The sequence below is a fragment of the Pseudomonas sp. GL-B-19 genome, assembly GCF_019956415.1.
GTDB lineage: Bacteria > Pseudomonadota > Gammaproteobacteria > Pseudomonadales > Pseudomonadaceae > Aquipseudomonas.
Genome location: NZ_JAHBDK010000075.1, coordinates 72,926 through 98,413, shown reverse-complemented (window position 1 = coordinate 98,413; position 25,488 = coordinate 72,926). Strand labels below are relative to the sequence as shown.

At 60.7% G+C, this 25,488-nt stretch carries 18 protein-coding genes; 6 read left to right on the top strand and 12 right to left on the bottom strand.

What is annotated here, in order from left to right; translation table 11 throughout:
* Positions 1 to 40: 40 nt before the first annotated feature.
* The 12 genes from KGB06_RS25525 to KGB06_RS25470 all read right to left on the bottom strand — a co-directional run bounded on the left by KGB06_RS25525 (position 41) and on the right by KGB06_RS25470 (position 13,059).
* Positions 41 to 1,063, bottom strand: coding sequence for an HAD family hydrolase (locus KGB06_RS25525; RefSeq protein WP_223520716.1), 1,023 nt, complete (start codon positions 1,061 to 1,063; stop codon positions 41 to 43).
* The gene (locus tag KGB06_RS25520; protein WP_223520714.1) at positions 1,060 to 2,490 is read right to left on the bottom strand and encodes a hypothetical protein; all 1,431 of its coding nucleotides are present in this window, start codon (positions 2,488 to 2,490) and stop codon (positions 1,060 to 1,062) included. The genes KGB06_RS25525 and KGB06_RS25520 overlap by 4 nt, the downstream gene beginning before the upstream one ends.
* Complete coding sequence (locus tag KGB06_RS25515; protein ID WP_223520712.1) at positions 2,487 to 4,067, bottom strand: VWA domain-containing protein; 1,581 nt, start codon at positions 4,065 to 4,067, stop codon at positions 2,487 to 2,489. Before KGB06_RS25515 ends, KGB06_RS25520 begins: the two co-directional genes overlap by 4 nt.
* 1 nt (position 4,068) lies before the next feature.
* Positions 4,069 to 5,061, bottom strand: a complete 993-nt coding sequence (locus KGB06_RS25510) for a vWA domain-containing protein (RefSeq protein ID WP_223520710.1) — start codon at positions 5,059 to 5,061, stop codon at positions 4,069 to 4,071.
* Positions 5,048 to 5,650: a DUF4381 domain-containing protein gene (locus KGB06_RS25505; protein ID WP_223520708.1), complete on the bottom strand. Its 603-nt coding sequence runs from the start codon at positions 5,648 to 5,650 to the stop codon at positions 5,048 to 5,050. Before KGB06_RS25505 ends, KGB06_RS25510 begins: the two co-directional genes overlap by 14 nt.
* Positions 5,647 to 6,576 carry a DUF58 domain-containing protein gene (locus KGB06_RS25500; protein ID WP_223520706.1) on the bottom strand — a complete coding sequence of 310 codons (930 nt, stop codon included), beginning with the start codon at positions 6,574 to 6,576 and terminating at the stop codon, positions 5,647 to 5,649. The genes KGB06_RS25505 and KGB06_RS25500 overlap by 4 nt, the downstream gene beginning before the upstream one ends.
* A gap of 8 nt (positions 6,577 to 6,584) precedes the next feature.
* Positions 6,585 to 7,565 (bottom strand): AAA family ATPase, encoded by a 981-nt coding sequence (locus tag KGB06_RS25495; RefSeq protein WP_223520704.1) that lies wholly within the window; start codon positions 7,563 to 7,565, stop codon positions 6,585 to 6,587.
* 71 nt (positions 7,566 to 7,636) lie between these two features.
* The gene (locus tag KGB06_RS25490; RefSeq protein WP_223520702.1) at positions 7,637 to 8,584 is read right to left on the bottom strand and encodes a transporter; all 948 of its coding nucleotides are present in this window, start codon (positions 8,582 to 8,584) and stop codon (positions 7,637 to 7,639) included.
* Between the two features lie 12 nt (positions 8,585 to 8,596).
* Positions 8,597 to 10,000, bottom strand: coding sequence for a DUF1254 domain-containing protein (locus KGB06_RS25485; protein WP_223520700.1), 1,404 nt, complete (start codon positions 9,998 to 10,000; stop codon positions 8,597 to 8,599).
* Between the two features lie 28 nt (positions 10,001 to 10,028).
* Positions 10,029 to 11,480 carry a DUF1254 domain-containing protein gene (locus KGB06_RS25480; protein WP_223520699.1) on the bottom strand — a complete coding sequence of 484 codons (1,452 nt, stop codon included), beginning with the start codon at positions 11,478 to 11,480 and terminating at the stop codon, positions 10,029 to 10,031.
* A 9-nt stretch (positions 11,481 to 11,489) separates the two neighbouring features.
* Complete coding sequence (locus KGB06_RS25475) at positions 11,490 to 12,272, bottom strand: hypothetical protein (RefSeq protein WP_411741876.1); 783 nt, start codon at positions 12,270 to 12,272, stop codon at positions 11,490 to 11,492.
* 361 nt (positions 12,273 to 12,633) lie between these two features.
* Positions 12,634 to 13,059 carry a YciI family protein gene (locus KGB06_RS25470; protein WP_223520695.1) on the bottom strand — a complete coding sequence of 142 codons (426 nt, stop codon included), beginning with the start codon at positions 13,057 to 13,059 and terminating at the stop codon, positions 12,634 to 12,636.
* Positions 13,060 to 13,379: 320 nt separating this feature from the next.
* On the opposite strand from KGB06_RS25470, the gene tpx reads away from it, so the two are divergent.
* The 6 genes from tpx (at position 13,380) to KGB06_RS25440 (ending at position 25,460) form a co-directional block, all read left to right on the top strand.
* Complete coding sequence (gene tpx, locus KGB06_RS25465; protein ID WP_223520692.1) at positions 13,380 to 13,880, top strand: thiol peroxidase; 501 nt, start codon at positions 13,380 to 13,382, stop codon at positions 13,878 to 13,880.
* Positions 13,881 to 14,059: 179 nt separating this feature from the next.
* Positions 14,060 to 15,376 carry an MdtA/MuxA family multidrug efflux RND transporter periplasmic adaptor subunit gene (locus KGB06_RS25460; protein WP_223520690.1) on the top strand — a complete coding sequence of 439 codons (1,317 nt, stop codon included), beginning with the start codon at positions 14,060 to 14,062 and terminating at the stop codon, positions 15,374 to 15,376.
* Positions 15,373 to 18,477, top strand: a complete 3,105-nt coding sequence (locus tag KGB06_RS25455; protein WP_223520689.1) for an MdtB/MuxB family multidrug efflux RND transporter permease subunit — start codon at positions 15,373 to 15,375, stop codon at positions 18,475 to 18,477. The genes KGB06_RS25460 and KGB06_RS25455 overlap by 4 nt, the downstream gene beginning before the upstream one ends.
* Complete coding sequence (locus KGB06_RS25450; RefSeq protein WP_223520686.1) at positions 18,474 to 21,581, top strand: efflux RND transporter permease subunit; 3,108 nt, start codon at positions 18,474 to 18,476, stop codon at positions 21,579 to 21,581. Before KGB06_RS25455 ends, KGB06_RS25450 begins: the two co-directional genes overlap by 4 nt.
* Positions 21,578 to 23,059 (top strand): efflux transporter outer membrane subunit, encoded by a 1,482-nt coding sequence (locus KGB06_RS25445; RefSeq protein ID WP_223520685.1) that lies wholly within the window; start codon positions 21,578 to 21,580, stop codon positions 23,057 to 23,059. Before KGB06_RS25450 ends, KGB06_RS25445 begins: the two co-directional genes overlap by 4 nt.
* A gap of 319 nt (positions 23,060 to 23,378) precedes the next feature.
* A complete protein-coding gene (locus KGB06_RS25440) occupies positions 23,379 to 25,460 on the top strand; it encodes a putative bifunctional diguanylate cyclase/phosphodiesterase (protein WP_223520683.1) in 2,082 nt (693 codons plus the stop codon).
* Positions 25,461 to 25,488 lie beyond the last annotated feature (28 nt).

Sequence of the window (25,488 nt, the reverse complement as noted above, 5' to 3'; positions counted from 1 at the left end):
ATGCGACAAACGTTTATTGCGGTCCTGCGTTACGCTTTTTTTACTGCACTTGCTCGGGGGTGGCGGAATCGTAAGGGTAGATCCGCCGCCATTCGGCGGCCATGTCGACGACAGTCCAGCCACGGGAATTTGCTTCGTCCAGCGCCTTGTCCAGGCGGCCGATGTCTGACTTGCGGTCATAGGCCCATTCGCGTTTTGCGTCGGTGTGATGCACCAGTCCCATGAATCGTTTACCCGGTCCTGCGGCGGTCCATTGCAGCATCTGCAAGTCGCCGTCGGAGTTGCCGAAGGCGAAGATCGGCCGCTTGCCGATGACAGCATCGATGCTTTCCGGCTTGCCCGGGCCGTCGTCGTTGTGGGCCAGTTTCGGGGTGCGCAGGATCGAGGTTTGGCCGTCCGTGTACTGGAAGGCTGTGACAAACGTAGTACCGATTACTTGTTCCGGTGGAACACCGTAGACCTTCTCGGCGAATGCGCGCATGAACCCGGTGTCACCACCGGAAACGATGAAGGTCTTGAAGTCCTGGCTGCGCAGGTAGTCGAGCAATTCCAGCATTGGCTGGAACACCATTTCAGTGAACAGCTTGCCGGTCTTCGGGTGTCTGGCCTGACTCAGCCAGGTCTTGGCGTAGTCATCGAACGCTTCGGTGGTCATGCCGGTGTGGGTCGCACCAAAAATTTTCATCAGGCCTTCCAGGCCGGAAGCCGCCAGCGCCTTGTGATCGTTTTCCAGTACGGCCTGGAACGGCTGGGTGGTTTTCCATTCCGGGTGTTGCGGCGCCGTGCGTTTGACTTCTTCGAGGGCAAACAGCAATTCGAAGTACATTGGCTGCTCGCTCCACAAGGTGCCGTCGTTGTCGAACACTGCGATGCGGTCTTCGGGTTTGACGAAGTCCTTGCTGGATTGATCGGTGACGGCCTGGACGAACTCGATGATGTGTTTTTTCGACGGGCCATCGTTCCACGAGGGCAGCGGTTCGGCAGCTTGCGCAAGCAACGGCAGGGCCAGCGCGAACAGCAGTGTCAGCCCGAAGCGGTGACGGATCGATAGCGGGTTCGTCATGGGAAGTCCTTCTCGTGGGCAGGGTTTAATGGACTTAATGCTGAAGCGGCCTTGGTATGGCGCTGTTCAGCCTGACTATGCAGCGTAGCCAAGGAACGCTTGAGTTCGCGCAACGCTTGCTCTTCGGTTGGCGCACGGCCATAGCAGGCGCGCAGAAAATCTTGCAGCCGAGGGCTGAGAGAGCTCAATTTCAGGCCCAAGTGGCTGCGTCTGAGCCACAGGTACAAGGCGCTCAGTTGGGCGGGCTTGCCGTCGATTTGCCGCGCAATCTGCCGCCAGGCGTAGTCGGCGGACTCCAGCCACGCCGCGTGCCGGGCGTGGCGGCGGGCCTGTGCGGTGAGGTAGGCGCGATGCACGAACGGACGGGCGAACCAGACAAACAGCGCCACCACCATCAGCAGCGCCGAAAGCCCCAGCCAGTGCCCGGAAAGGTGCACACGACTTTGCTGGCCGAGTTTTTTCAGGTCGTCAGCAATCGAGAAAACCGGCGTGTAAGCGCTGTTGACCGTGGCCTCGAAGCTCACCGCCGGGACTTGTGCGGTGCGGGTTTGCAGGCTACTGGCGTCCCACCATTTCAGCTCGATGGCCGGCAGGCTGTAACGGCCTTCGGTGTCGATGCGGTACGTCACCGTGTCGATGCGCTGGCCGCCGTTGAAGTTGCCTCGGCCATCATCCAGATTGCTGATTTGCGGGTTCTTCGGGTAACGGCTCAAACCGTTGATATCGCCCATCGCGGGTGTCGGCAGCGACATGGCCATGGCGTTGTCAGCCTGCAAGTTCAGCTGACGGGTGATGCTGTCACCGACCTTCAATGGCGTTGCGCAATTGAGGACTTTTTGGGTGAGGCGCAGACCTTGCGCCACCAGCACCGGTTCGCCGGGTTTGAACCCCGGTGGTTGCGTAGCGGTGAAGTGCAACGGCTGGCTTTGCGCGCTTAGTGGGGCGCTGGCCTGGCCCGGTGTGGCCTGCACGGTCAGCGGCGGGATGTCGAAACCCTGCGCCAGATTCGGGGTGATCCGGTAGGTGTAGCGCATGCCGTTGAAGGATTTACCGTCGAGGCTCTGATTGATGTGCTCGGCGTGGCCGTCCGGTGGCAGCACCAGGGCGCCGGGCAGTTTCAGGTCGGGCAGTGTCGGTGCATCGGTGAACCAGCTGTCGGTGAGGACGTCGAGTTGCAGTTCCACAAGGCCGCCGACCATGACTGAGGTGGCGGGTTGCAGGTGGGTCAGGACTCGGAGGTCGGGTTCGGCTGCCAGGGCTGCGGTGGTGAACAGGCAGAGGAGTAGGCCTGTGAGTTTGATGGGGACTGGGCGGACGCCTTCGCGGGCAAGTCGGATCGCCGCACCGCCGGCTCCTACAGGGATTTGTGGTGTGTGCGGATTTAATGTGGGAGCTAGCCTGCTAGCGATGGCCATCACTCGGTTCATGGTCTGGCCCCCGCCTGATCCTGCAAACTGAATTTCTGCTTCAGGAACTTCGCCGGCGAAGTGCTCAGGTTCTGCAACCACACCTCATCCGACACGGCCTGTTCGGTTTCTACCGGTTTGCTCTGGCCCTTGCCCGGTGCCTTGTCCATTTTGATTTCGTCAGGCTTGGCCTCGGGCGTGTTTTGCTCGGCGCTGTCGGTGTCTTTCTGCAACGCGATCGCCAACGCCAGGTTGGCGGTGGCCTCCGGAAATTGCGGTTGTAACTTCAGTGCCTGGGTATACGCGGCAATCGCCTGATCAAACTTGAAGCGGCGCACGTAAATATTGCCCAGGTAGAAATACGCCTGGGGTGTTTCCAGTCGCGCAAAACTGGCCAGTGCCAGGTCGAAATCCGCCGCGTTATAGGCGGCGATGCCTTTCCAGTACGGATCGACAAAATGTGCGGCGGCCTGCGGGAAATGCTGGTGTTCGAAGGCCCAGCGGCCTTGCTGATCGGGGGTGAAGAACGCATCGGTCAAGGCGTTGGCTTCGGCGCTGGTCGGCTGAAAACCGATACTCAGCGCCAGCAGCAAACCCGCCATCCAGTTCAGGCTCCAGCCCTTGCGCACGCTGAAAAACGCGAGCAGCAGTAACGGCCAGCACAGCCAGTAACCGGCGTCTTTCCAATGCAATTCGCGCTGTTCATCGCTGGCACTCTGGAAATGCTGCTGGGCGTGCAGTTCAACCCAGTCCAGATCGTCGTTATTCAGTGTCAGGCTACCCAGCGGTGCGTCCACGGCTGAAGCCAATTGCTTGAGCGCTGCCTGATCAAAACTGCCGAGCACCGGGCGACCGTTGCTGTCGGTGCGTGGCTGGCCGCTGGCGTCGTGGAGGATGCCGCCATCTTCGCTGCCGACTGCGAGGATCAGCACTTGCAGCGCGCTGTCCTCTAGTTGCTTGTCCAGCCCGGTGAGTTGCGAAGTGTCGGCGCCGTCGGTGATCAGCAACAGCGTGCCCGGGGTTTTCTCGGCGGCCAGCAAGTGTTTGGCTTGCTCGATCACTGCGCCGACGTTTTTCCCTTGTTTGGCGATCAGGTCGGTGCTCAGGGCTTGAATGAACGTATCCAGCAAGGCCGGATCTTCGGTGGGCGGCAACACCAGGTGCGCGCTGCCAGCGTAGGCGATCAGTGCATTGCGCGCACCGGCGCGGCGCTGAATCAGGTCATGCAGCTTGTGCTTGGCCGCCTCTAGACGACTCGGCGGCACGTCGTTGGCGTCCATAGACGGCGACAGGTCAATGGCGATGATCAGCGGCGCACGGTTTTCCAGGAAGTCCGGACGGTCCTGTTCCCAGGTCGGGCCCGCGGCGGCGACTGCACCCAGAATCAACACGGCACAGACCAGATGCACCGGTCGCAAGCGTTGTTGATCCTGCGGGGTGATCAGCAGGTGCGGCAGCAAGTGCTCGGCAATGTTGCTGCGCAAGCGCCGTTGCAAGTCGCGGCTGCGGCGCCAGAGTATCGGCAGCAATGCGGCGAACGGCACGAGTAATAGCCAGAACGGGCGCAGGAAGTGGAAGTCGCTGAAATTGATCTCCATCTCAAGCCTCCTGCCGCTCACGCGCGAGTGTCAGGTGCGGGCGGAGCAGGGCGCCCAGGTGATACAGCGCCAGCAGGGCGACGGCGGTGCCGAGCGGCCACCAGAACAGGTCTTTCTTCGGTTGATGGCTGAGGGTTTTCACCTGATGCGGGGTCAGCGTGTCGAGGGTGCTGTAGACCTGATCCAGCGCGCTGCGGTCTTCGGCGCGGAAGAACTTGCCGCCGGTGGTTTCGGCGATCTGTTGTAAGCCTTGCAGGTTGACCTTGGCTTCGCCTTCGGCGGTCGGGTCGCCAATGCCGATGGTGTGAATCACCACACCTTTGGCGGCGGCCATTTGTGCCGCGTGATCCGGAGTGATGGCGCTGCTGGTGTCGTTGCCGTCGGTCAGCAGGATCAGCACTTTCTCTGGTTCGTGGGCTTGCTCGAGCAGTTTCAGGCTCAAGCCGATCGCATCGCCGATGGCAGTGTTGGGGCCGGCCATGCCGATACCGGTGTCGTCCAGCAGCAGCGACAGGCTGGCGTGATCCAGAGTCAGCGGCGCTTGAGGATAGGCGCCGCTGCCAAACACGATCAGACCCAGCCGATCGTCCTTACGCTTGTCGATGAAGCCATGTACCACTTCCTTGACGGCTGCCAGACGATTGATCTTCTGGCCGTTGGCATCGGTGAAGTCGGTGGTTTCCATGGACTGGGAAATGTCGATGGCGAGCATCAGGTCGCGCACCGGTTGTTGGCGTTCGATGGGTTTTTCGACGAACACCGGGCGCGCGGCGGCCAGCAGCACCAGCGCCCAGACCAACAGGTTCAAGGCGAGCTGCCAGCGATTGTTACGGGTCCCGGCCTGGCTCGGTGCTTGACCGACCGCGCGGCTCATGGCACTGAAAAACGGCACACGCACGGCGCTGCGGGCTTCGCGGTAATCGGGCAGGAAACGGTAGCCGAACCACGGCAACGGCAACAGGATCAACAGCCACGGGTAATCAAGCTGCCACATGATGACGCTCCACCCAGAGTTTGCAGGTGTTGAACAGTTGCTCGCGCTTGTCGCTTGGCAACGCTAGTAGCGTGGCGTCAGGTGCATAGGCCAATTGAGCCAGTTGCTGGCTGAAGTCGACGGGTAATGGTTGCGTACTGTGCCGCACCAAAAATGCCTGCCAGTCCTCACCCCCAAGCGCACCCACATCCCCCTGTAGGAGCTGGCTTGCCAGCGAAGGGGCCCTAACATTCACCATTGATATCGCCTGAACGGACGCCTTCGCGGGCAAGTCGGATCGCCGCACCGCCGCTCCTACAGGGATTGCATTCCAAGGCATCGAGAGGGCGACTCGTTTGAGCAGTTCCGGGAGCTCGCGCAATGCGTCGACTTGATTGTCACTGGCCTGCAACTCAGCCAACCGCACCAGCGCCTCCCGCCGATACCGATCCCGTCGCCACTGCCAGTACCGTCGTGCGCTGATCAGTAAAACAGCGATTACCAGCAAACCAGGCAACACCCACCAACCCCACGTCTGCGGCGCATAGCTGACCGACGCCGGCAGCGCTATTTCCTTGAGTTGATCGATGCTCGGAATGTTCGGGTTCATCGGCGCCCCCTTCCGAGTTCAGCTCGCAACTGTTCCTGCGCATCCGTCGCAGTGCTAAACATCATCAACGGCACCTGACTACGACGCAGTAACGTCGCGACATCCTTGAGCCGGCCACTGAGGAAATCACCCAGCGGTTGATGCACGCTGCGCTGTTCGACGGCCAGTTCCACTTGCAACTGGCCTTGAGTAATCAGCAAGCGACCATTTTTCGGCAGGTTCAGTGCTAGCGGGTCATACACCTGCATGGCAATCACATCGTTGTGCGCCGCCAATTGCCGCATCAATTGCAGCGTGCGCTCACCGGCACCGGCAAAGTCGCTGACGATGCAGATCAAATGATCGTGCCCGGCCAGCGCCAGGCAATGCTGCAACACCTTGTCGAGCTGGTCTTCGCCTTCAGCGTCGGGGTTGGCGGCGTTCAGTTGCTGGTTCTGCTCGGCAATCCGGCTGCACAGCGCTTCGATGCGTTTGCGGCTGCGCAGCGGGGCGATGCTGTCGATGCGCTGATCGTTAAACACCAGACCGCCGACGCGATCACCGGCGTTGAACACCATCCACGCCGCCAGCGCACCCAGTTCGGCGGCGATGGCCGATTTGAAACTGCGTTGCGAGCCGAAGAACATCGACATGCGCTGATCCACCAGAATCAACGCCGGGCGATCACGCTCTTCGGTGAAGGTGCGCACCACCGGTTTGCCGGTGCGCAGCGAGGCGCGCCAGTCGAGGTGACGCAGGTCGTCCCCCGGCTGGTAGCGGCGCAACTCGTCGAAATTCAGCCCACGGCCGCGCAGACGCGAAGCATGGTTGCCGGCGAGGATGCTGCCTTGCGGCTGCCGCGCCAGAAAACTCAAGTCACGGGCCTTGAACTCCAGTGCCATCAAGTGGGTGAGAGAGACATAGACCAGGCCGTCGGTGCTCTTCATGTTCAACCTCAGGCCGGGATCGCAACCTTGTCGAGCAGGCGATCAAGCACCTGATCCGCCGTCACACCGTCAGCCACTGCGTCGTAACTCAGTTGCAAGCGATGACGCAGCACCGGATGGACCACGGCGCGCACGTTGTCTGGCGAAACAAAATCCTGCCCCAGCAACCAGGCATCGGCGCGGGCGCAACGGTCCAGACCGATGCCGCCGCGGGGGCTGGCGCCAATGGCGATCCATCGACCCAGGTCGGCGTCGTAATCGGCCGGGTGACGCGTGGCGTTGATCAGGTCGATCAGGTAACGATCGATGGCCGGGGACACGTGAATCGCGCTGACTTCGCGACGCGCGGCGAAAATCACGTCCTGCGACAACGCGAAGCCCTGGATCGGAGCGGTCTTGGCGCCCAAGGCCTGTTCTTCGTCTCGCAGCAGGCGCAGCACCTGACTTTCGTTTTCCGCACTCGGGTAATCGAGCAGAACCTTCATCAAAAACCGGTCCATCTGCGCTTCCGGCAGGGGGTAGGTGCCTTCCTGTTCAATCGGGTTCTGGGTGGCAACCACGATGAACAGCTCCGGCAACACATGGCTGTTGCCGGCCACGGTGATTTGCCGTTCTTCCATGGCTTCCAGCAACGCAGCCTGGACCTTCGCCGGGGCGCGGTTGATTTCATCCGCCAGGATCAGGTTGCCGAACAACGGGCCGGGCTGGAACTGGATCTGGTTCTTGCCGTCGATCTGGTGCAAAACCTCGGCGCCGGTGATGTCCGACGGCAGCAGGTCCGGGGTGAACTGGATGCGGCTCATCTTCGCGTCCAGGTGCCTGGCCAGCGCCTTCACCGTGCGGGTCTTGGCCAGCCCCGGCAAACTTTCCAGCAGCAAATGCCCGTTGGCCAGCAGCCCGAGCAGAATCTGCCGGATCACTTGATCCTGCCCCAGCACGCTTTCGGCGATGCTGGCTTGCAGGGCGTTGAGGTCATTGAGTGCAGTCATGGCTGATCCCTGAGTCAAAACATGAAGGCCGGAATGAAGGGAATGAACCGGTGGCCATCCCTGGGCACTCCTCAGAAAAACGCTAACGTCAGGTTGACGCTGACACCGTTGCCTTCCGGGCGATTTTTGGTGTCGAACTCCGGCACCCACCGCGCGTTGATGCTGGCCTGGGCATCGTTGAACTTGCCGGCCCAGCCGATCGTCGGGCCGGCCCCCACCGAGCGGCCGCGGAAGCCGCTGGTGGCACCACTGCCCGAGTCGTCGGTGACCTGCTGGACGTAGCCAGCCACCATGCCGGCATTCCAGCCGTTGCCGAAGCCGTGGGTCCACAGCGCATCGAGGGTAAAAATGTTGCCGTCCTGATAATCCGTGGCTTCATTCTCGGTGTAGATTTCCAGCCCGCTGGACAGGGTGAACTCGCCACCCTTGCCGTCCAGATGGGTGAAGGCCACGGTGGGCATGAAGGTGTACGTATTCTGGCCGGCGTTCGCCAGGCGATTCTCGTTGTAGGCACCGGTTGGCACATAAATGGGCAGCGAGAGCGAGAAATGGTTGACCTCGTCGACGTGGTAACCCGCCGCAATCGGCGTCACCAGCATGTCGGCGAACTGGGTCGCGGTGTCATTGCTTCCCAGGGTCCTGCCACGGGGGCCGGTGACACTGGCGGTGATGTCGGTGTACTGCACTGGCACGCCGATGGCCGAGGCGTAGTTCCAGCTGCCCTTGCCGGTGTCCCAGATATGGGTGAAGTTGGCCATGGTGTAGGACACTTTAACGTCCAGCCCGGTACTGACGGCGCCGGCGATCGGCACTTGGGCTTTGCCCTTGAGTTGGCCGTCGTACCAGATGCTGGTCAGGGACATGACCCAGCCGGCTTCCGGCGGCACGATCCCGGCGTTGGAAAATACCTGTTGCCCGGTGATCGGTCGCCCGACACCGCCCTCGGCCGCGAGGGCCAACGGGTTTGCGCCGACGACACACAGCGCCAGTAAAGGACGTACTACAAAAGGCCTGACCATGACTGACTCCGCTTACTGTTGTTGTGAATAGACCGGCGTCAGCAGCGGCATTTTCCACTGGCCGCTGGTGACTTCCGGTTTTGGCAGGTACAAGCGCAAGACCCCGTAGAACGGGCCTTTCGGCGCTGGCAGCCAGTTGTTTTGCAGCTCTTTGGCCGGGGCCTTGTTCTGCACGTACAGGGTCAGGCCACCGTCGGCGTCGAGCTTGAGGTCGGACAGCATCCGCGAGTTGATCAGGTAGCGATTCAGCGGGTTGGCCACCAGCAACTTGTTCTTGCCGTCGTACATCGTCAGCGACCAGAACGCGTCGGCCGGGGGCAGGGCGCCCTTGTCGAAATGCAGGGTGTAATCGTGCTTCGAAGCGTCGGCCGGTTGGCCGTCCTTGTCGACGAAGTAGCCGATGTAGTTCGCTTCTTCAGCGGAGTTGCCAAAGATCCCCATGTTGGCGCCGGCGTAGCGGTACAGGTAATTGCCTTTTAGGTGATCGCGGGTACCGAAGAAGTCGCCGCTGGTGACCTGATGAGTGTCAACCTTGTCCTTCTTGAACTGCGCGAACTCAGCTTTGGCGTCGCTGATCCCGTCTTCCAGCGCCTGGCGCTGGTCAGGTGTGAGCTCTTGCAATTGGAACGGCTTGCCGGCTTCGATGCCGATCTTGGCGAAGCGGGCGAGCAGGTCTTTTTCCGAGTCCTGCGCCGGGGCGAACGCCAGCATGAAGTTCAGGTAGCGGAACAGGTCCGGGGTGTCGCTCATGGTCGGCGTCGGTTTTGGCCAGGCAATCTTCGGCGCCGCCGGCGGGGCTTTCTGTTTGTCGTAGTGGCTCAGGGTTTCAACCTTGTAGCCTTTCTGGATCTGCTTGACCTTGGCCAGGTCCTTTTCATCGAACAATTGCGTGCGATACAGCGCGTAGGCAATGTTGCTTTCGCTGCGCACCAGGCGGTCTATTTCCAGCGGTTGCTGACCTTGCCAGTTCGGCCCGGCAATCATGAAGTGACCGCCGTTGTTGCCTGTACTGCGGGTGCCCAGGTACGCAAAATTCTGCGTGTACGCATCAATCAACTGCACCGAGTAATAACGGTGTTCTTCAATGGGTGGCAGGGTCAGCACCAACGGTTCGGCGCGTAAATCCATCCAGACAAACGAGTAGGGCGTGTCGGCGTTCGGCGTGATGAAGGCGGTGTCCTTGGCGGTGAACGCTTTGGCAGTGTTGCCGATCTGGTTCAGCGGCGCCTTGAAGTTCGGGCTCTTTTTATCGATGGCCTGGGTGTAGAGCGTCTTGTACATCTCCACCACCGGGAAGCCGTACAAGTAAGCCTCTTTGGCGATGCCGCGAGCTTCTTCGGGTGTGGCGGTGAAGTCGGCCCAGGCGCTGGTGCTCAGCGAGAATGCGAGTGCGGTGAGCAACATGCGGTTTTTCATAAAGCTTCCTTATTGAGTCCTTTGGGCGTCATTCCACAGCCGTGATGTCGTCGAGCTTCCAGCTTTTGTCGAAGTAAGCTTCGGTCGGTGCGTACAGGCGGAAATAACTGAACCAGTGTTTGCCCGGTACGGTTTGCACCCAATTGTTCTCGACGCCTTCTGGCGCGGTCGGACCAAAGTACAAGTCCACGGAACCGTCTTCATTCTTTTTCAGGTCCTGACGGGACGACAGGTCGGCCTTGCGCTGGGGGTTGTCTATCAGGCAACGGCTGTCGGTGTCGTAGACCGTCATCGACCAGAACTGCCTGGCCGGGGGATTGGCGCCGACGTGCAGGCGATAGTTCTTGCTGCCATCGAGCCAGTTGCCTTTGTTGTCGGTGTAAGCGCCAAGGTACGTCTGGCCCAGCCCCGGGGTTTTCGAGACCATGCCTTTGGTGTTGGTGACCGCTTCGTAGAACCAGGCGCTGCGTTCCCACAACTGGTCGTAATAGGCGACGCGCTGTGACGGTTCGGCGATGTTCAGCACGGTGTCCCACTGGCGGTCCGGCCAGAATTGCGCGCCGGGGAAACGCTTGGCGAAGGTGTTGGTCTTGGCGATCAGTTCACCGACCTGCGCACCTTGTTCCAGTGCCTTGCGCTGGTTGTCGTTGGGGTTGAACGGTTTGTCTTTCTCGATGCCGAGGCTGGCGAGCATGGCCATGTAGAAACGGTCACGTTCATTGACCGGTTCTTTCTGGATGATCTGGTGCAGGCGCTCCCAATACGCCAGCCCGCGCGGCTGAGTACCGGACCAGGGTTTGCCACCGGGGGTAAGCAATCTGGTTTTGCTCGGCTCATTGCGCTGGGCGTACGGGTACATCTTGAAGTGCTCGACCAGTGCCTTGCCTTTGGCCGGGTCCGGATCGAGGACGCGGAAGCCGACCAGCACGTTCATGGTCTCCGATTTGGCCAGGTAGTACTTGCCCGCGTCGGCCGGTGGCTCGGCGCCCGGGGGCAGGACCAGGTATTTGCCGCCCTTGCCCTTGTCCGGGCCGGTCTGGCCCATGTCGATGATCGCGCGTTGCCAGAAATCACCGATCCCGCCCGCGGTCGGTCCAGGTGGCAATTCGATTACCAGCGGGCCGGTTTCATTCAGGTCGACAAAGCCGAGGATGTACGGCGTGGTGGCGTTGGCGGTGATAACACCCAGTTTGTCTTCGTAACTGTTGAGCACCATCAAGTCGCCATTGCGCGCACCGAGCTTGTCGCGAAACTCTTCCTGCCACTGCGCGTAGGACACCAGCGGCAGCGCCCAGAGATAGCTCTGGGTGGCTTGCTGGAAATCCAGCTCGGCGTAGAGTTTGGCGATCGACTCATGGGCTGGCAGTTCGCCTTCCATCGCGATCTTGCCAATCCGCGTATCAAGATCCTGGGCGCCAACGCCGCAGCTGACAAACATGGTCATCAAGCTGAAACCGGCTGCGCGAATTGCACTGCGCATACAAACTCCTTATGTACCGAAAGTGACGTTGATCCCGGCGAACAGTGTGAACTGAGGCACGCCATCGCCTTTGCGTTCAACCGTCCACTGTGGCTCGATGAATGCGTTAAGAATATTGGTCCCGGACTTCCACACCTTACCGCCACCGAAACCGATCGGGATGTAATGGGTGTTGTTTTTCAGATCGAATGTCCAGATGCCCGTCGAGCGCAGGTACCAGCCCTTGTCCAGGTTGTGCATGAGGAAGGGTTGCAGCGTTGCGGTTTCGACATGCGCGCGGTCGTGGTCGCCAGCGAAAGAACTTTGATACTGCACCAGCGCACCCAGCAGGCCGCGAGGTGAGGCGTCGATGGCAACGGCCGCCAGGCCTGCCTGCCACTTGCCGGTGCCTAACTCGTCCTGTTCGGCAGTCGGCGCAGTAATTTGCGGGCCAATGCCCAACTGCACGCCTTCGGTCTTGAGTATGAAGATGTCGAACAGGTTCAAATCGCCAATGCCGGTGCTGTAGCCGCTGTGGGGATCGGGGCGGGTGCTGATCGGCAGGGTCGCGCGCAGCAGTTGTGGAGTGCCTATGAAGTCATTCGGTGCCATCGGCAAGGTGCCGCGCAGCAGTGCGTCGTTGGTGTGGACGTTGGTGTCGTAAAGCTTGGGGGTGTAGTAATCCTGAAGGTTGGCGCCAGGGGCCAGGCTCAGCGGGTTGTTACTTTTGTTGGCTACGTCGGCGTTATCGGCGAACGCGCAAACGACAGGCGCAATCCATGCCGCCATCAGCAACAAAGCGTTTTTTCCCATACTGACTGACATGATTCCCCGATTCCCTGGTGGCTCGTTAGACGACTCGGCACTTCCCGGCCGTTAATGCGTAATCTCTTTCCGATCAAGTTGTAGGAAAGAGTGAAGCTAACAGCTAACCATGACTTAACCAATCGAGGGAATAAGTTATTTCGTTATGTGTGCAAATTCTCGTTATTTTTGTGTACTAAAAAGTTAATACGAATCATGTGGTTACCAACTAAACCTGTTGTTAAATCGGAACAAGTCGTCAGCTGAGCCCTGTGGGAGCGAGCCTGCTCGCGATCAGGTTGCCTCGGTCAATTAGACTCACCGCGTAAGCGTTCATCGCGAGCAGGCTCACTCCCACATTGGGTAGTGTTCAGTGTTTTTTTGCCTGTGCGCGAATCCGATCTTCCTGCTCGCGCAATTCCGGTGTGAACTCGGCACCGAAATCCTCTGCCTCAAACACCTGACGAATCTCGATCTCGGCCTCGGTGCCCGGCATCGGGTTGGGGCATCGCTTGACCCAGTCGATCGCTTCCTGTTTCGACTTCACCTGCCAGATCCAGTAACCGGCAATCAGCTCTTTGGTTTCGGCAAACGGGCCGTCGATGACGGTACGTTTGTCCCCTGAAAAGCGCACGCGTGCACCTTTGCTGCTGGGGTGCAGGCCTTCGCCTTCGATCATGATGCCGGCTTTGACCAGTTCTTCGTTGTAGTTGCCCATGGCGGTCAGCAGTTCGTTGCTGGGCATCACGCCGGCTTCGGAATCCTGGCTGGCTTTGACAATGATCATGAATCGCATGGTGTTATCTCCGCTGGAGGTGAGGGGATTCACTACATGGTCGAATGGCGACAAGCCAAATCGACAGCACTTCAAAGATTTTTGAGCAGCGCAAACCCTGTGGGAGCGAGCCTGCTCGCGATAGCGGTCTGCCAGGCTAATCAAAACTGAATGTCAAATCGCTATCGCGAGCAGGCTCGCTCCCACAGGTGGACGGTGTTGATTGACAGTTGGCGGCAACACTTCACGATTTGTATCTGGTCATAGGTCGCCGGGCCATTTCGTGGTTAACTTTGACCTCTTCGAGATTCTTTACATCAACGTTCAGAAGGACTCCGTTCATGGCTCAAGTCACTCTTAAAGGCAACCCGGTTCAAGTCAATGGCCAATTGCCTCAAGCCGGCTCCAAGGCGCCAGCCTTTTCCCTGGTTGCCGGCAATCTGTCCGACGTGACCCTGGCGAACTTCGCCGGCAAGCGCAAAGTGCTGAACATCTTCCCAAGCATTGACACCCCGACCTGCGCGACCTCGGTTCGCACGTTCAACGCCCAGGCCAACGATGTCGCCAACACGGTTGTGCTGTGCATCTCCGCTGATCTGCCGTTCGCCCAAGCACGCTTCTGCGGTGCCGAAGGCCTGGAAAACGTGCAGAACCTGTCGACCCTGCGCGGCGCCGAGTTTATCGAGAACTACGGCGTTGCCATCGCTGACGGCCCGCTCAAAGGCCTGACCGCCCGTGCTGTCGTGGTGCTGGACGAAAACGACAACGTGCTGCACAGCGAACTGGTCAAGGAAATCGCTGAAGAGCCGAACTACGAAGCAGCGCTCGCCGTTCTGAAATAAGCGCAGCCTTTACAATTGTTAACGGCCTGGCCCTGTCCAGGCCGTTTTCATTTGTGCTTCAGTGTCTTAGACAAAATTCCTGATACGTAAGCCGAAGGTAAATTGCCGGTAAAGCCGCTTTGCTTAATGCCCGCCAGTGCTTATCGTTCAGCCACATGTAAAACAAGCCCACGCGCCCAATGGTTGATCATTCAATGCAATCCTCCGCTTCTCGTAGTCCTCGTCGCTGGCTTCTCGGCCTGCTTGTCCTGTTGGTCATCGCTGGCGTGTGCTGGAAATACTGGCCCACCGGTGCTGCTCACACGGAGGGTGCAGGGCAGAAAGCCGTGGCCGGGCGTAGCGGCAAGACGGGGGGGATGCGCCCGGGTTTCGGCGGGGCGACCGGCCCGGTGCCCGTGCGCGTGGCGCCTGCGGTCAAGGGGGACTTCCCTCTGTACTACAAGGCGCTCGGGACCGTCACCGCACTGAACACCATTAATGTGCGCAGCCGTGTCGGCGGTGAACTGATCAAGATTTCCTTTGAAGAAGGGCAGATGGTCAAGGCTGGCGATCTGCTGGCTGAAATCGACCCGCGTCCGTACCAGAACGCCTTGCTCCAGGCTGAAGGCACCTTGCTGCAGAATCAGGCGCAACTGAAAAACGCCCAGGTCGATGTCGAGCGTTATCGCGGGCTGTACAAAGAGGACAGTATCGCCAAGCAAACCCTGGACACCGCCGAAGCCTTGGTCGGTCAGTACCTGGGCACCGTCAAGACCAATCAGGCAGCGGTCAACGACGCCAAGCTCAATCTCGAATTCACCAAAATCCGCGCGCCGATTACCGGGCGTGTCGGCCTGCGCCAGCTCGACGTCGGCAACCTGGTCGCCGCCAACGACACCACAGCGCTGGCAATCATCACCCAGACCCAGCCGATCAGCGTGGCCTTCACCTTGCCGGAAAACAGCCTCGACGTGGTGCTGGCCCGCTATCGGACCGGCGCTAAACTGCCCGCCGAAGCCTGGGACCGTAGCGACACCAAATTGCAGGCCACCGGCGTGTTGCAGAGCCTGGACAACCAGATCGACGTCACCACCGGCACCCTGAAATTCAAGGCGCGCTACGAGAACCGCGATCAAACGCTGTTCCCCAATCAGTTCGTCAACGTTCACTTACTGGCTGACACCCTCAAGGGCGTGGTGCTCGCGCCGTCGGCGGCCATTCAGTTCGGCACCAACGGCACCTTCGTCTATGCGCTGGACGGCGACAAGAAGGTCACCATCCGTCAGTTGAAAGTCGGCGCCAGCGACGGGCTCAACACCGTGGTCACCGAAGGCCTGGCCCCCGGGGACCGTGTGGTGCTGGAAGGCACTGACCGCTTGAAGGAGGGCAGCGACGTCGAAGTGGTCAATGCCCCCCAGGACGTGCCGACTACCCCGACCGGGCACCTGCAAGGTAAACCGGCAGCGGATGCATCGGAGCCGGCGGCCGCCGACAAGGCGAAAAAGGGCGGCGCATGAACATCTCGCGGCTGTTCATCCTTCGCCCGGTCGCCACGACCCTGAGCATGCTGGCCATTGTGCTGGCCGGTTTGATCGCCTATCGGTTGCTGCCGGTGTCGGCGTTGCCTCAGGTCGATTACCCGACGATTCGCGTCATGACGCTCTATCCCGGCGCCAGCCCGGATGTCATGACCAGCGCGGTCACGGCGCCACTGGAGCGTCAGTTCGGGCAAATGCCCGGCCTGACCCAGATGGCGTCGACCAGTTCGGGCGGCGCGTCGGTGCTGACCCTGCGCTTCAGCCTCGACATCAACATGGACGTCGCCGAACAGCAGGTGCAAGCCGCGATCAACGCCGCGACCAACTTGCTGCCCAAGGACTTGCCGGCGCCGCCGGTGTACAACAAGGTCAACCCGGCGGACACCCCGGTGCTGACCCTGGCGATTACCTCGAAAACCATGTTGCTGCCCAAACTCAATGACCTGGTCGACACGCGCATGGCGCAGAAAATCGCCCAGATCAGCGGCGTTGGCATGGTCAGCATTGCCGGTGGCCAGCGTCAGGCGGTGCGGATCAAGGTCAATCCCGAGGCCCTGGCGGCCAATGGCCTGAACCTGTCGGATGTGCGCACACTGATCGGCGCCTCCAACGTCAACCAGCCCAAAGGCAACTTCGATGGCCCGACCCGGGTGTCGATGCTCGACGCAAACGATCAACTGACTTCGCCCAAGGACTACGCCAACCTGATCCTGGCATACGCCAACGGCGCGCCGTTGCGCCTCAAGGATGTCGCGCAAATCGTCGACGGCGCTGAAAACGAACGTCTGGCGGCATGGGCCAATGAAAACCAGGCGGTGCTGCTGAACATTCAGCGTCAGCCGGGTGCCAACGTCATTGAAGTGGTCGACCGGATCAAGGCGTTGCTGCCGAGCATCACCGACAACCTGCCGGCCGGCCTCGACGTCACGGTACTCACCGACCGCACCCAAACCATTCGCGCCTCGGTCAAAGACGTGCAGCATGAATTGCTGATCGCCATCGCATTGGTGGTGATGGTCACGTTCCTGTTTCTGCGCCGCGCCAGCGCCACGATCATTCCATCGGTTGCCGTGCCGCTGTCGTTGATCGGCACCTTTGGCGTGATGTACCTCGCCGGCTTCTCGGTCAATAACCTGACCCTGATGGCCCTGACTATCGCCACCGGTTTTGTGGTGGACGATGCGATCGTGATGCTGGAGAACATTTCCCGGTTTATCGAAGAGGGCGACAGCCCGTTGAATGCCGCGCTCAAGGGCGCCAAGCAGATCGGTTTCACTCTGATTTCCCTGACCCTGTCGCTGATCGCGGTATTGATTCCGCTGCTGTTCATGGCGGACGTGGTCGGGCGTTTGTTCCGCGAGTTCGCGATCACGCTGGCGGTGGCGATTCTGATTTCGCTGGTGGTGTCCCTGACGCTGACGCCGATGATGTGCGCGCGTTTGCTCAAGCGTGAACCCAAGGCAGCAGAGCAGGGCCGTTTCTACCGGGCCAGCGGCGCGTGGATTGACTGGATGATCGCGGCCTACGGGCGCAAATTGCAGTGGGTACTCAAGCACCAGCCGCTGACGTTGCTGGTGGCCGTCGGCACGCTGGCGTTGACCGTGGTTCTTTACCTGGCGGTGCCCAAGGGTTTCTTTCCGGTGCAGGACACCGGAGTGATCCAGGGCATTTCCGAGGCGCCGCAGTCGATTTCCTTCGCGGCGATGAGCGAGCGTCAGCAAGAGTTGGCCAAGGTTATCCTCGCCGACCCGGCGGTGGAAAGCCTGTCGTCCTACATTGGTGTGGACGGTGACAACGCGACGCTGAACAGCGGTCGCCTGTTGATCAACCTCAAGTCCCACAGCAACCGTGACCTGAGCGCAACCGAAGTCATTGCCCGCTTGCAACCGGAGCTGGACAAGCTGGTCGGCATCCGCCTGTTCATGCAGCCGGTGCAGGACCTGACCATCGAAGACCGTGTCAGCCGCACGCAATACCAGTTCAGTATGTCGTCGCCAGACGCCGAACTGCTGAGCCTGTGGAGCAATCGTCTGGTCGATGCGCTGGCCCAACGGCCAGAACTGACCGACGTTGCCAGCGATCTGCAGGACAAGGGTTTGCAGGTCTATCTGGTGATCGACCGCGATGCCGCTTCACGGGTCGGGGTCTCGGTGTCAAACATCACCGATGCGCTGTACGACGCGTTCGGTCAGCGGCAGATTTCGACCATCTACACCCAGGCCAGCCAGTACCGAGTGGTCCTGCAATCGCAGTCCGGGGAGAAGATCGGCCCGGATGCGTTGAATCAGATTCACGTGAAAACCACCGACGGCGGGCAAGTGCGCCTGTCGAGCCTGGCGCACATGGAGGAGCGTCAGGCGCAACTGGCAATCACCCACATCGGCCAGTTCCCGGCGGTGATGATGTCCTTCAACCTGGCACCGGGTGTGGCGCTGGGGCATGCGGTCGAGATCATCGATCAGGTGCAGAAAGACATCGGCATGCCGATTGGTGTGCAGACACAGTTCCAGGGCGCGGCCGAAGCTTTCCAGGCGTCGCTGTCGAGCACCTTGCTGCTGATTCTGGCGGCGGTGGTCACCATGTATATCGTGCTCGGCGTGCTGTACGAGAGCTACATCCACCCGATCACCATTCTATCGACCTTGCCTTCGGCGGCGGTCGGCGCGCTGCTGGCGTTGATCCTGAGCGGCAATGACCTGGGCATGATCGCGATTATCGGCATTATTTTGCTGATCGGTATCGTGAAAAAGAACGCGATCATGATGATCGACTTCGCCCTCGACGCTGAGCGCAATCAGGGGGTGGACCCGGAAACGGCGATCTATCAGGCGGCACTGTTGCGCTTCCGGCCGATTCTGATGACCACCCTGGCCGCGTTGTTCGGCGCCGTGCCGCTGATGCTGGCCACCGGTTCTGGCGCGGAACTGCGTCAGCCGTTGGGGCTGGTGATGGTCGGTGGTTTGCTGGTGAGTCAGGTGCTGACCTTGTTCACCACGCCCGTCATCTACTTGTACTTCGACCGGCTCGGTCGGCGCTGGGGCCACAAGACTGAAGCCGTGGACGCGGTAGAGCAGCCATGAACCTGTCCGGACCTTTCATCAAGCGCCCGGTCGCGACGATGTTACTGAGCCTGGCGATCATGCTGCTGGGCGGCGTGAGCTTCGGCCTGTTGCCGGTGTCGCCATTGCCGCAGATGGATTTCCCGGTGATCGTGGTCCAGGCCAGCCTGCCCGGCGCGAGCCCGGAAGTCATGGCCTCGACCGTGGCCACACCGCTGGAACGATCCTTCGGCACCATCGCCGGGGTCAACACCATGAGCAGCCGCTCCAGCCAGGGTTCGACCCGGGTGATCCTGCAATTTGACCTCGATCGCGATATCAACGGCGCCGCCCGGGAAGTGCAAGCCGCTATCAACGCCTCGCGCAACCTGCTGCCGAGCGGGATGCGCAGCATGCCGACCTACAAAAAGGTCAACCCGTCCCAGGCGCCGATCATGGTGTTATCGCTGACCTCGGACGTGCTGGAAAAGGGCCAGCTCTACGATCTGGCCTCGACGATCCTGTCTCAGAGCCTGTCGCAAGTGCAGGGCGTGGGCGAAGTGCAGATCGGCGGCAGTTCGTTGCCGGCGGTGCGTATCGAGCTTGAGCCGCAAGCACTTAATCAGTACGGCGTGGCCCTGGACGATGTGCGCAACACCATCGCCAATGCCAACGTGCGCCGGCCCAAGGGCTCGGTCGAAGACGGCGAGCGGTTGTGGCAGGTCCAGGCCAACGATCAACTGGAAAAGGCCAAGGATTACGAGTCGCTGATCATCCACTACAACGGCGGCGCAGCCCTGCGCCTCAAGGATGTGGCCAAGGTCAGCGACGGCGTCGAGGACCGTTACAACAGCGGCTTCTTCAACGACGACGCGGCGGTGTTGCTGGTGATCAACCGGGCGGCGGGCGCCAACATCATCGAGACGGTCAATGAGATCAAGGCGCAGCTGCCGGCGTTGCAGGCGGTGCTGCCGGCCAGCGTCAAGCTGAACCTGGCAATGGACCGTTCGCCGGTGATCAAGGCGACCTTGCACGAAGCGGAAATGACCCTGCTGATCGCCGTGACGCTGGTGATTCTGGTGGTGTTCCTGTTCCTCGGTAACTTCCGCGCGTCGCTGATTCCAACGCTGGCGGTACCGGTGTCGCTGGTGGGCACCTTTGCGGTGATGTACCTCTACGGTTTCTCGCTGAACAACCTGTCGCTGATGGCGCTGATCCTGGCCACCGGGCTGGTGGTCGACGACGCCATCGTGGTGCTGGAGAACATCTCCCGGCACATCGACGAAGGCGTGCCGCCGATGAAAGCCGCGTACCTCGGCGCTCAGGAAGTCGGCTTTACCTTGCTCTCGATGAACGTCTCGCTGGTGGCGGTTTTCCTGTCGATCCTGTTCATGGGCGGGATTATTGAAAGCCTGTTCCGCGAGTTTTCCATCACCCTGGCCGCGTCCATTGTGGTGTCGCTGGTGGTCTCGCTGACCCTGACGCCGATGCTCTGCGCCCGTTGGCTGAAGCCGCATACGCCGGGTCAGGAAAACCGCTTGCAGCGCTGGAGCCAGTGCGCCAACGACTGGATGGTCGGCAAGTACGCGACCAGCCTCGACTGGGTATTGCGCCACCGTCGACTGACCTTGCTCAGCCTGTTCGTGACGATTGGCGTTAACATTGCGTTGTATGTGGTTGTTCCTAAAACATTTTTACCGCAGCAAGATACCGGTCAGCTGATTGGTTTCGTGCGCGGGGACGACGGTCTGTCGTTCAACGTGATGCAGCCGAAAATGGAAACCTTTCGCCGTGCCGTGCTCAAGGACGACGCAGTGGAAAGCGTCGCGGGGTTCATTGGCGGCACCAACGGCACCAACAATGCCTTCATGCTGGTGCGCCTGAAGCCGATCAAGCAACGCAACATTTCCGCGCAGAAAGTCATCGAACGCCTGCGCAAGGAAATGCCCAAGGTTCCTGGCGCACAACTGATGCTGATGGCGGACCAGGACCTGCAATTTGGCGGCGGCCGCGAACAGACTTCGTCGCAGTATTCCTACATCCTGCAAAGCGGTGACCTGGGTGCGTTGCGTGAGTGGTACCCGAAGGTGGTCGCCGCGCTCAAGGCGTTGCCGGAGTTGACGGCGGTTGACGCCCGGGAAGGTCGGGGTGCCCAGCAGGTGACGCTGATTGTCGATCGCGATCAGGCCAAACGCCTGGGTGTGGACATGGACATGGTCACCTCGGTGCTGAACAACGCCTACAGCCAGCGGCAGATTTCGACGATTTACGACAGCCTCAACCAATATCAGGTGGTGATGGAAGTCGACCCGAAATACGCCCAGGACCCGGTTACGCTCAAGCAAGTGCAAGTGATCACTGCCGACGGTGCGCGGATTCCGTTGTCGACCATCGCGCACTACGAAGCCAGCCTGGAAAACGATCGGGTCAGCCACGAAGGCCAGTTTGCCTCCGAAAGCCTGTCGTTTGACATGGCCGAAGGGGTGACGGTGGAGCAGGGCACAGCGGCCATCGAACGGGCGATAGCCAAACTCGGTTTGCCCGAAGAGGTGATCGCGAAAATGGCCGGCACCGCCGATGCGTTCGCCGCGATGCAAAAAAGCCAGCCATGGATGATTCTCGGCGCGCTGCTGGCGGTTTATCTGGTGTTGGGTGTGCTGTATGAAAGCTACATCCATCCGTTGACCATTCTGTCGACTTTGCCATCGGCCGGGGTCGGTGCGTTGCTGTCGATCTATGTGCTGGGCGGCGAGTTCAGCCTGATCTCGTTGCTCGGGCTGTTCTTGCTGATCGGCGTGGTGAAGAAAAACGCCATTCTGATGATCGACCTCGCGCTGCAACTCGAACGCCATCAAGGCCTGGCGCCGTTGGAGTCGATTCGCAGTGCCTGTTTGCAACGTTTGCGCCCCATTCTGATGACCACCCTGGCGGCGATCCTCGGAGCCTTGCCGTTGCTGCTGAGCCGTGCCGAAGGTGCGGAAATGCGACAGCCACTGGGCCTGACCATCATCGGCGGGCTGATCTTCAGCCAGGTGTTGACCCTTTACACCACGCCGGTGGTTTACCTTTATCTCGACAAACTGCGCCATCGCTTCAATAAATGGCGTGGTGTGCGTTCCGATGCTGCTTTGGAAACTCCGCTATGACTGACCGTTCGCTTATCCATCTGGCCTTCCCGCTGGCCGCCGCCCGAGGCTCGCGCCTGCTGAGCCTGGCGCTGTGCGTGGCGATGCTCAGCGCTTGCGCTGTCGGCCCGGACTATCAGCGCCCGCAAGCTGCCGCGCCGGGGCAATACAAGGAAGCGGCAGGCTGGCGTCAGGCCAGCCCGAGCGACTCCCTGGCGCGCGGTGCCTGGTGGGAGCTGTATGGCGATCGGCAGCTCAATGGCCTGATCGAACAACTCAACCGGTCCAACCAGACCGTGGCCCAGTCCGAGGCGCAATACCGTCAGGCCCAAGCACTGGTGCGCAGTGCGCGGGGTGCGTTTTTTCCGACGGTGGATCTGACCGTTGGCAAAAACCGCTCCAGCCAGGGCACCGGCAGCAGCAACTCGAGCCTGACCAGCTCCTCCAGCGGAATTCGTGACACCTACACCGCCCAGGCCGGGGTCAGCTGGGAAGCGGACGTGTGGGGCAAACTGCGCCGGGGCCTTGAAGCCGACACCGCCAACGCCCAGGCAAGCTTTGCCGACCTGGCCGCGATGCGCCTGAGTCAGCAGTCCGAACTGGTGCAGAACTACCTGCAGTTGCGGGTGATCGACGGACAGAAACGCTTGCTGGAAGCGACGGTCGAGGCTTATCAGCGCTCGCTGACCATGACCGAAAACCAATACCGCGCCGGTGTTTCCGGGCGGGACGCGGTGGCGCAGGCGCAGACCCAACTCAAAAGCACGCAAGCCGACATGGTTGACCTGATCTGGCAGCGCGCACAGTTCGAGAACGCCATCGCCGTGTTGATCGGGCTGCCCCCGGCCGAGTTCAGCCTGGCGGAAACCAACACCATCCCGACGTTGCCCGAGGTGCCGGTGGGATTGCCTTCGCAGTTGTTGGAACGTCGCCCTGACATCGCTTCCGCCGAGCGTTCGGTGATCGCGGCCAACGCCAACATTGGTGTGGCCAAGGCCGCCTACTACCCGGATTTCACCTTGAGCATGAACGGCGGATATAGCAGCAGCACCTATTCCAACTGGATCAGCGTGCCCAACCGCTTCTGGTCGGTCGGGCCACAAATGGCCATGACCTTGTTTGATGGCGGCCAGCGTTCGGCAGAAGTCGATCGTAGCGAAGCGGCTTACGACGAGACGGTGGCCAAGTACCGCCAGACCGTGCTCGACGGTTTCCGCGAAGTGGAAAACTTCCTGGTGCAGCTCAAGGTGCTGGAAGATGAAGCCGGCGTGCGCCAAGAAGCACTGGAGGCGGCACGTATCTCGTTGCGCCTGACTCAAAACCAGTACAAGGCCGGTTTGATTGCGTATCTGGACGTGGTGGTGGTTCAAGCCACGGCATTGAGTAACGAGCGCAGCGTGCTGGATCTTCAGCAGAGCCGGTTGATTGCCAGCGTTCAGCTGATTGCCGCGTTGGGCGGCGGATGGGACGGTGCGTTGCAGGTCAGCGAAAACCAATAACCAGCACCGGCCCCTGTAGCAGCTGACGAGCAGCGCGAGGCTGCGTTCGGCAGCGAAGCTGTCGTAAAACCTGAAAACGCGGTCTTCCTGAAAGACCACGTCACCTGATTTCACGACAGTTTCGCTGCCAGACGCAGCCTCGCGCTGCTCGACAGCTGCTACGGGGAATGTACGGATCGCAGGGGATCAAACAAGCGTTTCATCGGCTTGATGGCCATTTGCTTATTTTGTCAGTGCGTTCTTTTGCGCAATCAGTACAATCGCCCGCATTTGCCCCCCGAGTAAGAACGCTCTACGGCGGGCGCTCACGAGAAGTCTCATGCTGATCGGTAGCTATTCACCCACCCTGGTTATCATTTCACTCTGTGTCGCGATTCTCGCTTCCTATACCGCGCTTGACCTCACCGGGCGCATTGCCACGGCCAAAGGCTGCACGGTGCATTTGTGGACGGCGGGCGGTGCTTTTGCCATGGGCATTGGGGTGTGGTCGATGCACTTCATCGGCATGCTTGCGTTCAAATTGCCGATTGATCTGGGTTACGACCTCACCATCACGTTGCTGTCGCTGCTGACTGCGATCCTATCTTGCGGCTTTGCCCTGTGGCTGGTCAGCCAGCCACGGTTACCGGCCTGGCAACTGGCGTTTGGCGCGCTGGTGATGGGCGCCGGGATCAGTGCGATGCACTACACCGGCATGGCCGCCCTGCGCATGCAGCCGGGCATCGATTACGACCCGACGCTGGTTGGCACCTCGCTGCTGATCGCCGTGGGCGCTTCGGGAGCGGCACTCTGGATTGCCTTCCGCCTGCGACAGCGCTCGCCGCATGTCACCCTGTTTCGGTGCGGTGCGGCGGTGATCATGGGCATCGCTATCGTCGGCATGCACTACACCAGCATGGCGGCTGCGCGTTTTCCGGACGGCAGTTTCTGTGGTGCGGCTGTCAGCGGCTTGAGCGGTAAAGGCCTGGACAATCTGGTGCTGATCACCACGCTGGCGGTACTGAGCATCGCCTTGCTGACGTCGGTGCTGGATGCGCGTCTGGAAGCGCGCACCGCTGACCTCGCGCGTTCACTCACCGAGGCCAACCGCGAACTGACGCAACTGGCCTTGCACGACCCCCTGACCGGATTGCCCAATCGCGTACTGCTGGCCGATCGCATCGAACAGGCAATGTCCAAGGTGCAGGAGCAGGGCGGCTGTTTTGCGCTGATGTTCATCGATCTGGACGGTTTCAAACCGGTCAATGACGCATTTGGCCACCAAATGGGCGATCAGTTGTTGCGTGAAGTCGCGGTGCGCCTGCGTGAGGATTTACGCTGTCAAGACACGTTGGCGCGCATCGGTGGCGATGAGTTTGTCCTGCTGGTGCGGCTCGCCGAGCCGGATGATGCGTTGAGCCTGGCTGCGCGTCAGGTGGGGTTGATCGCACGCTCGTTCCGGGTGGCTGAACATGACCTGCAGATTTCTGCCAGCGTCGGCATCGCGCTGTATCCGGGCAATGGACAGACCGCCCAGGACTTGCTGATGAACGCTGACGCGGCGATGTACCACGCCAAGGGTTCCGGGAAAAACGGCTACAGCTTCTTCGATGCCTCGATGAACAGCAACGCGCGCAAGCAGCTGCAATTGCTGCAAGACCTGCGAAATGCGCTCGATCAGGAACAGTTCAGCCTCTATTACCAGCCCAAATTTGACGCGAACAATGGCCAGCCGGTGGGCGCCGAAGCGCTGCTGCGTTGGGAGCACCCGACGCGGGGCATGATGCTGCCAGACACGTTTATCGACATCGCGGAAAAGACCGGGCTGATCATTCCTATCGGCGAGTGGGTGCTCAACGAAGCGTGCCGGCAGATGCGCGAATGGTATGTGCAGGGCTACACCGATTGGCGGATCGCAGTGAACCTGTCGGCGTTGCAGTTCTGCCATGCCGGCCTGGTTCAAAGCGTGGCCAAGGCCCTGAGCACCCATCGGCTGCCGGCCAATAGCCTGACCCTGGAAATCACCGAAACCACCGCCATGAGCGACGCCGATGCGAGCATGACGGTGCTGCAGGAGCTCTCGGCCATGGGCGTCGACCTGTCCATCGATGATTTCGGGACTGGCTATTCGAGCTTGATGTACCTCAAGCGCCTGCCGGCCAATGAGTTGAAGATCGACCGGGGTTTCGTCCGCGACCTGGAACACGACAGCGACGACGCCGCCATTGTCTCGGCGATCGTCGCACTCGGTCAGGCGCTGGGCTTGCGGATCGTCGCCGAAGGCGTCGAAACCGGTGTGCAGCAGGACTTTCTGACCAAACTGGGGTGTGATTCGTTGCAGGGCTATCTGTTGGGGCACCCACTGCCGGCCGAACGCTTCATGCTGGACATACATCGCGCAGAACAATTGGCAATAGCCTGAAAATCCCCGCTGGACGTAGCAGCTGACG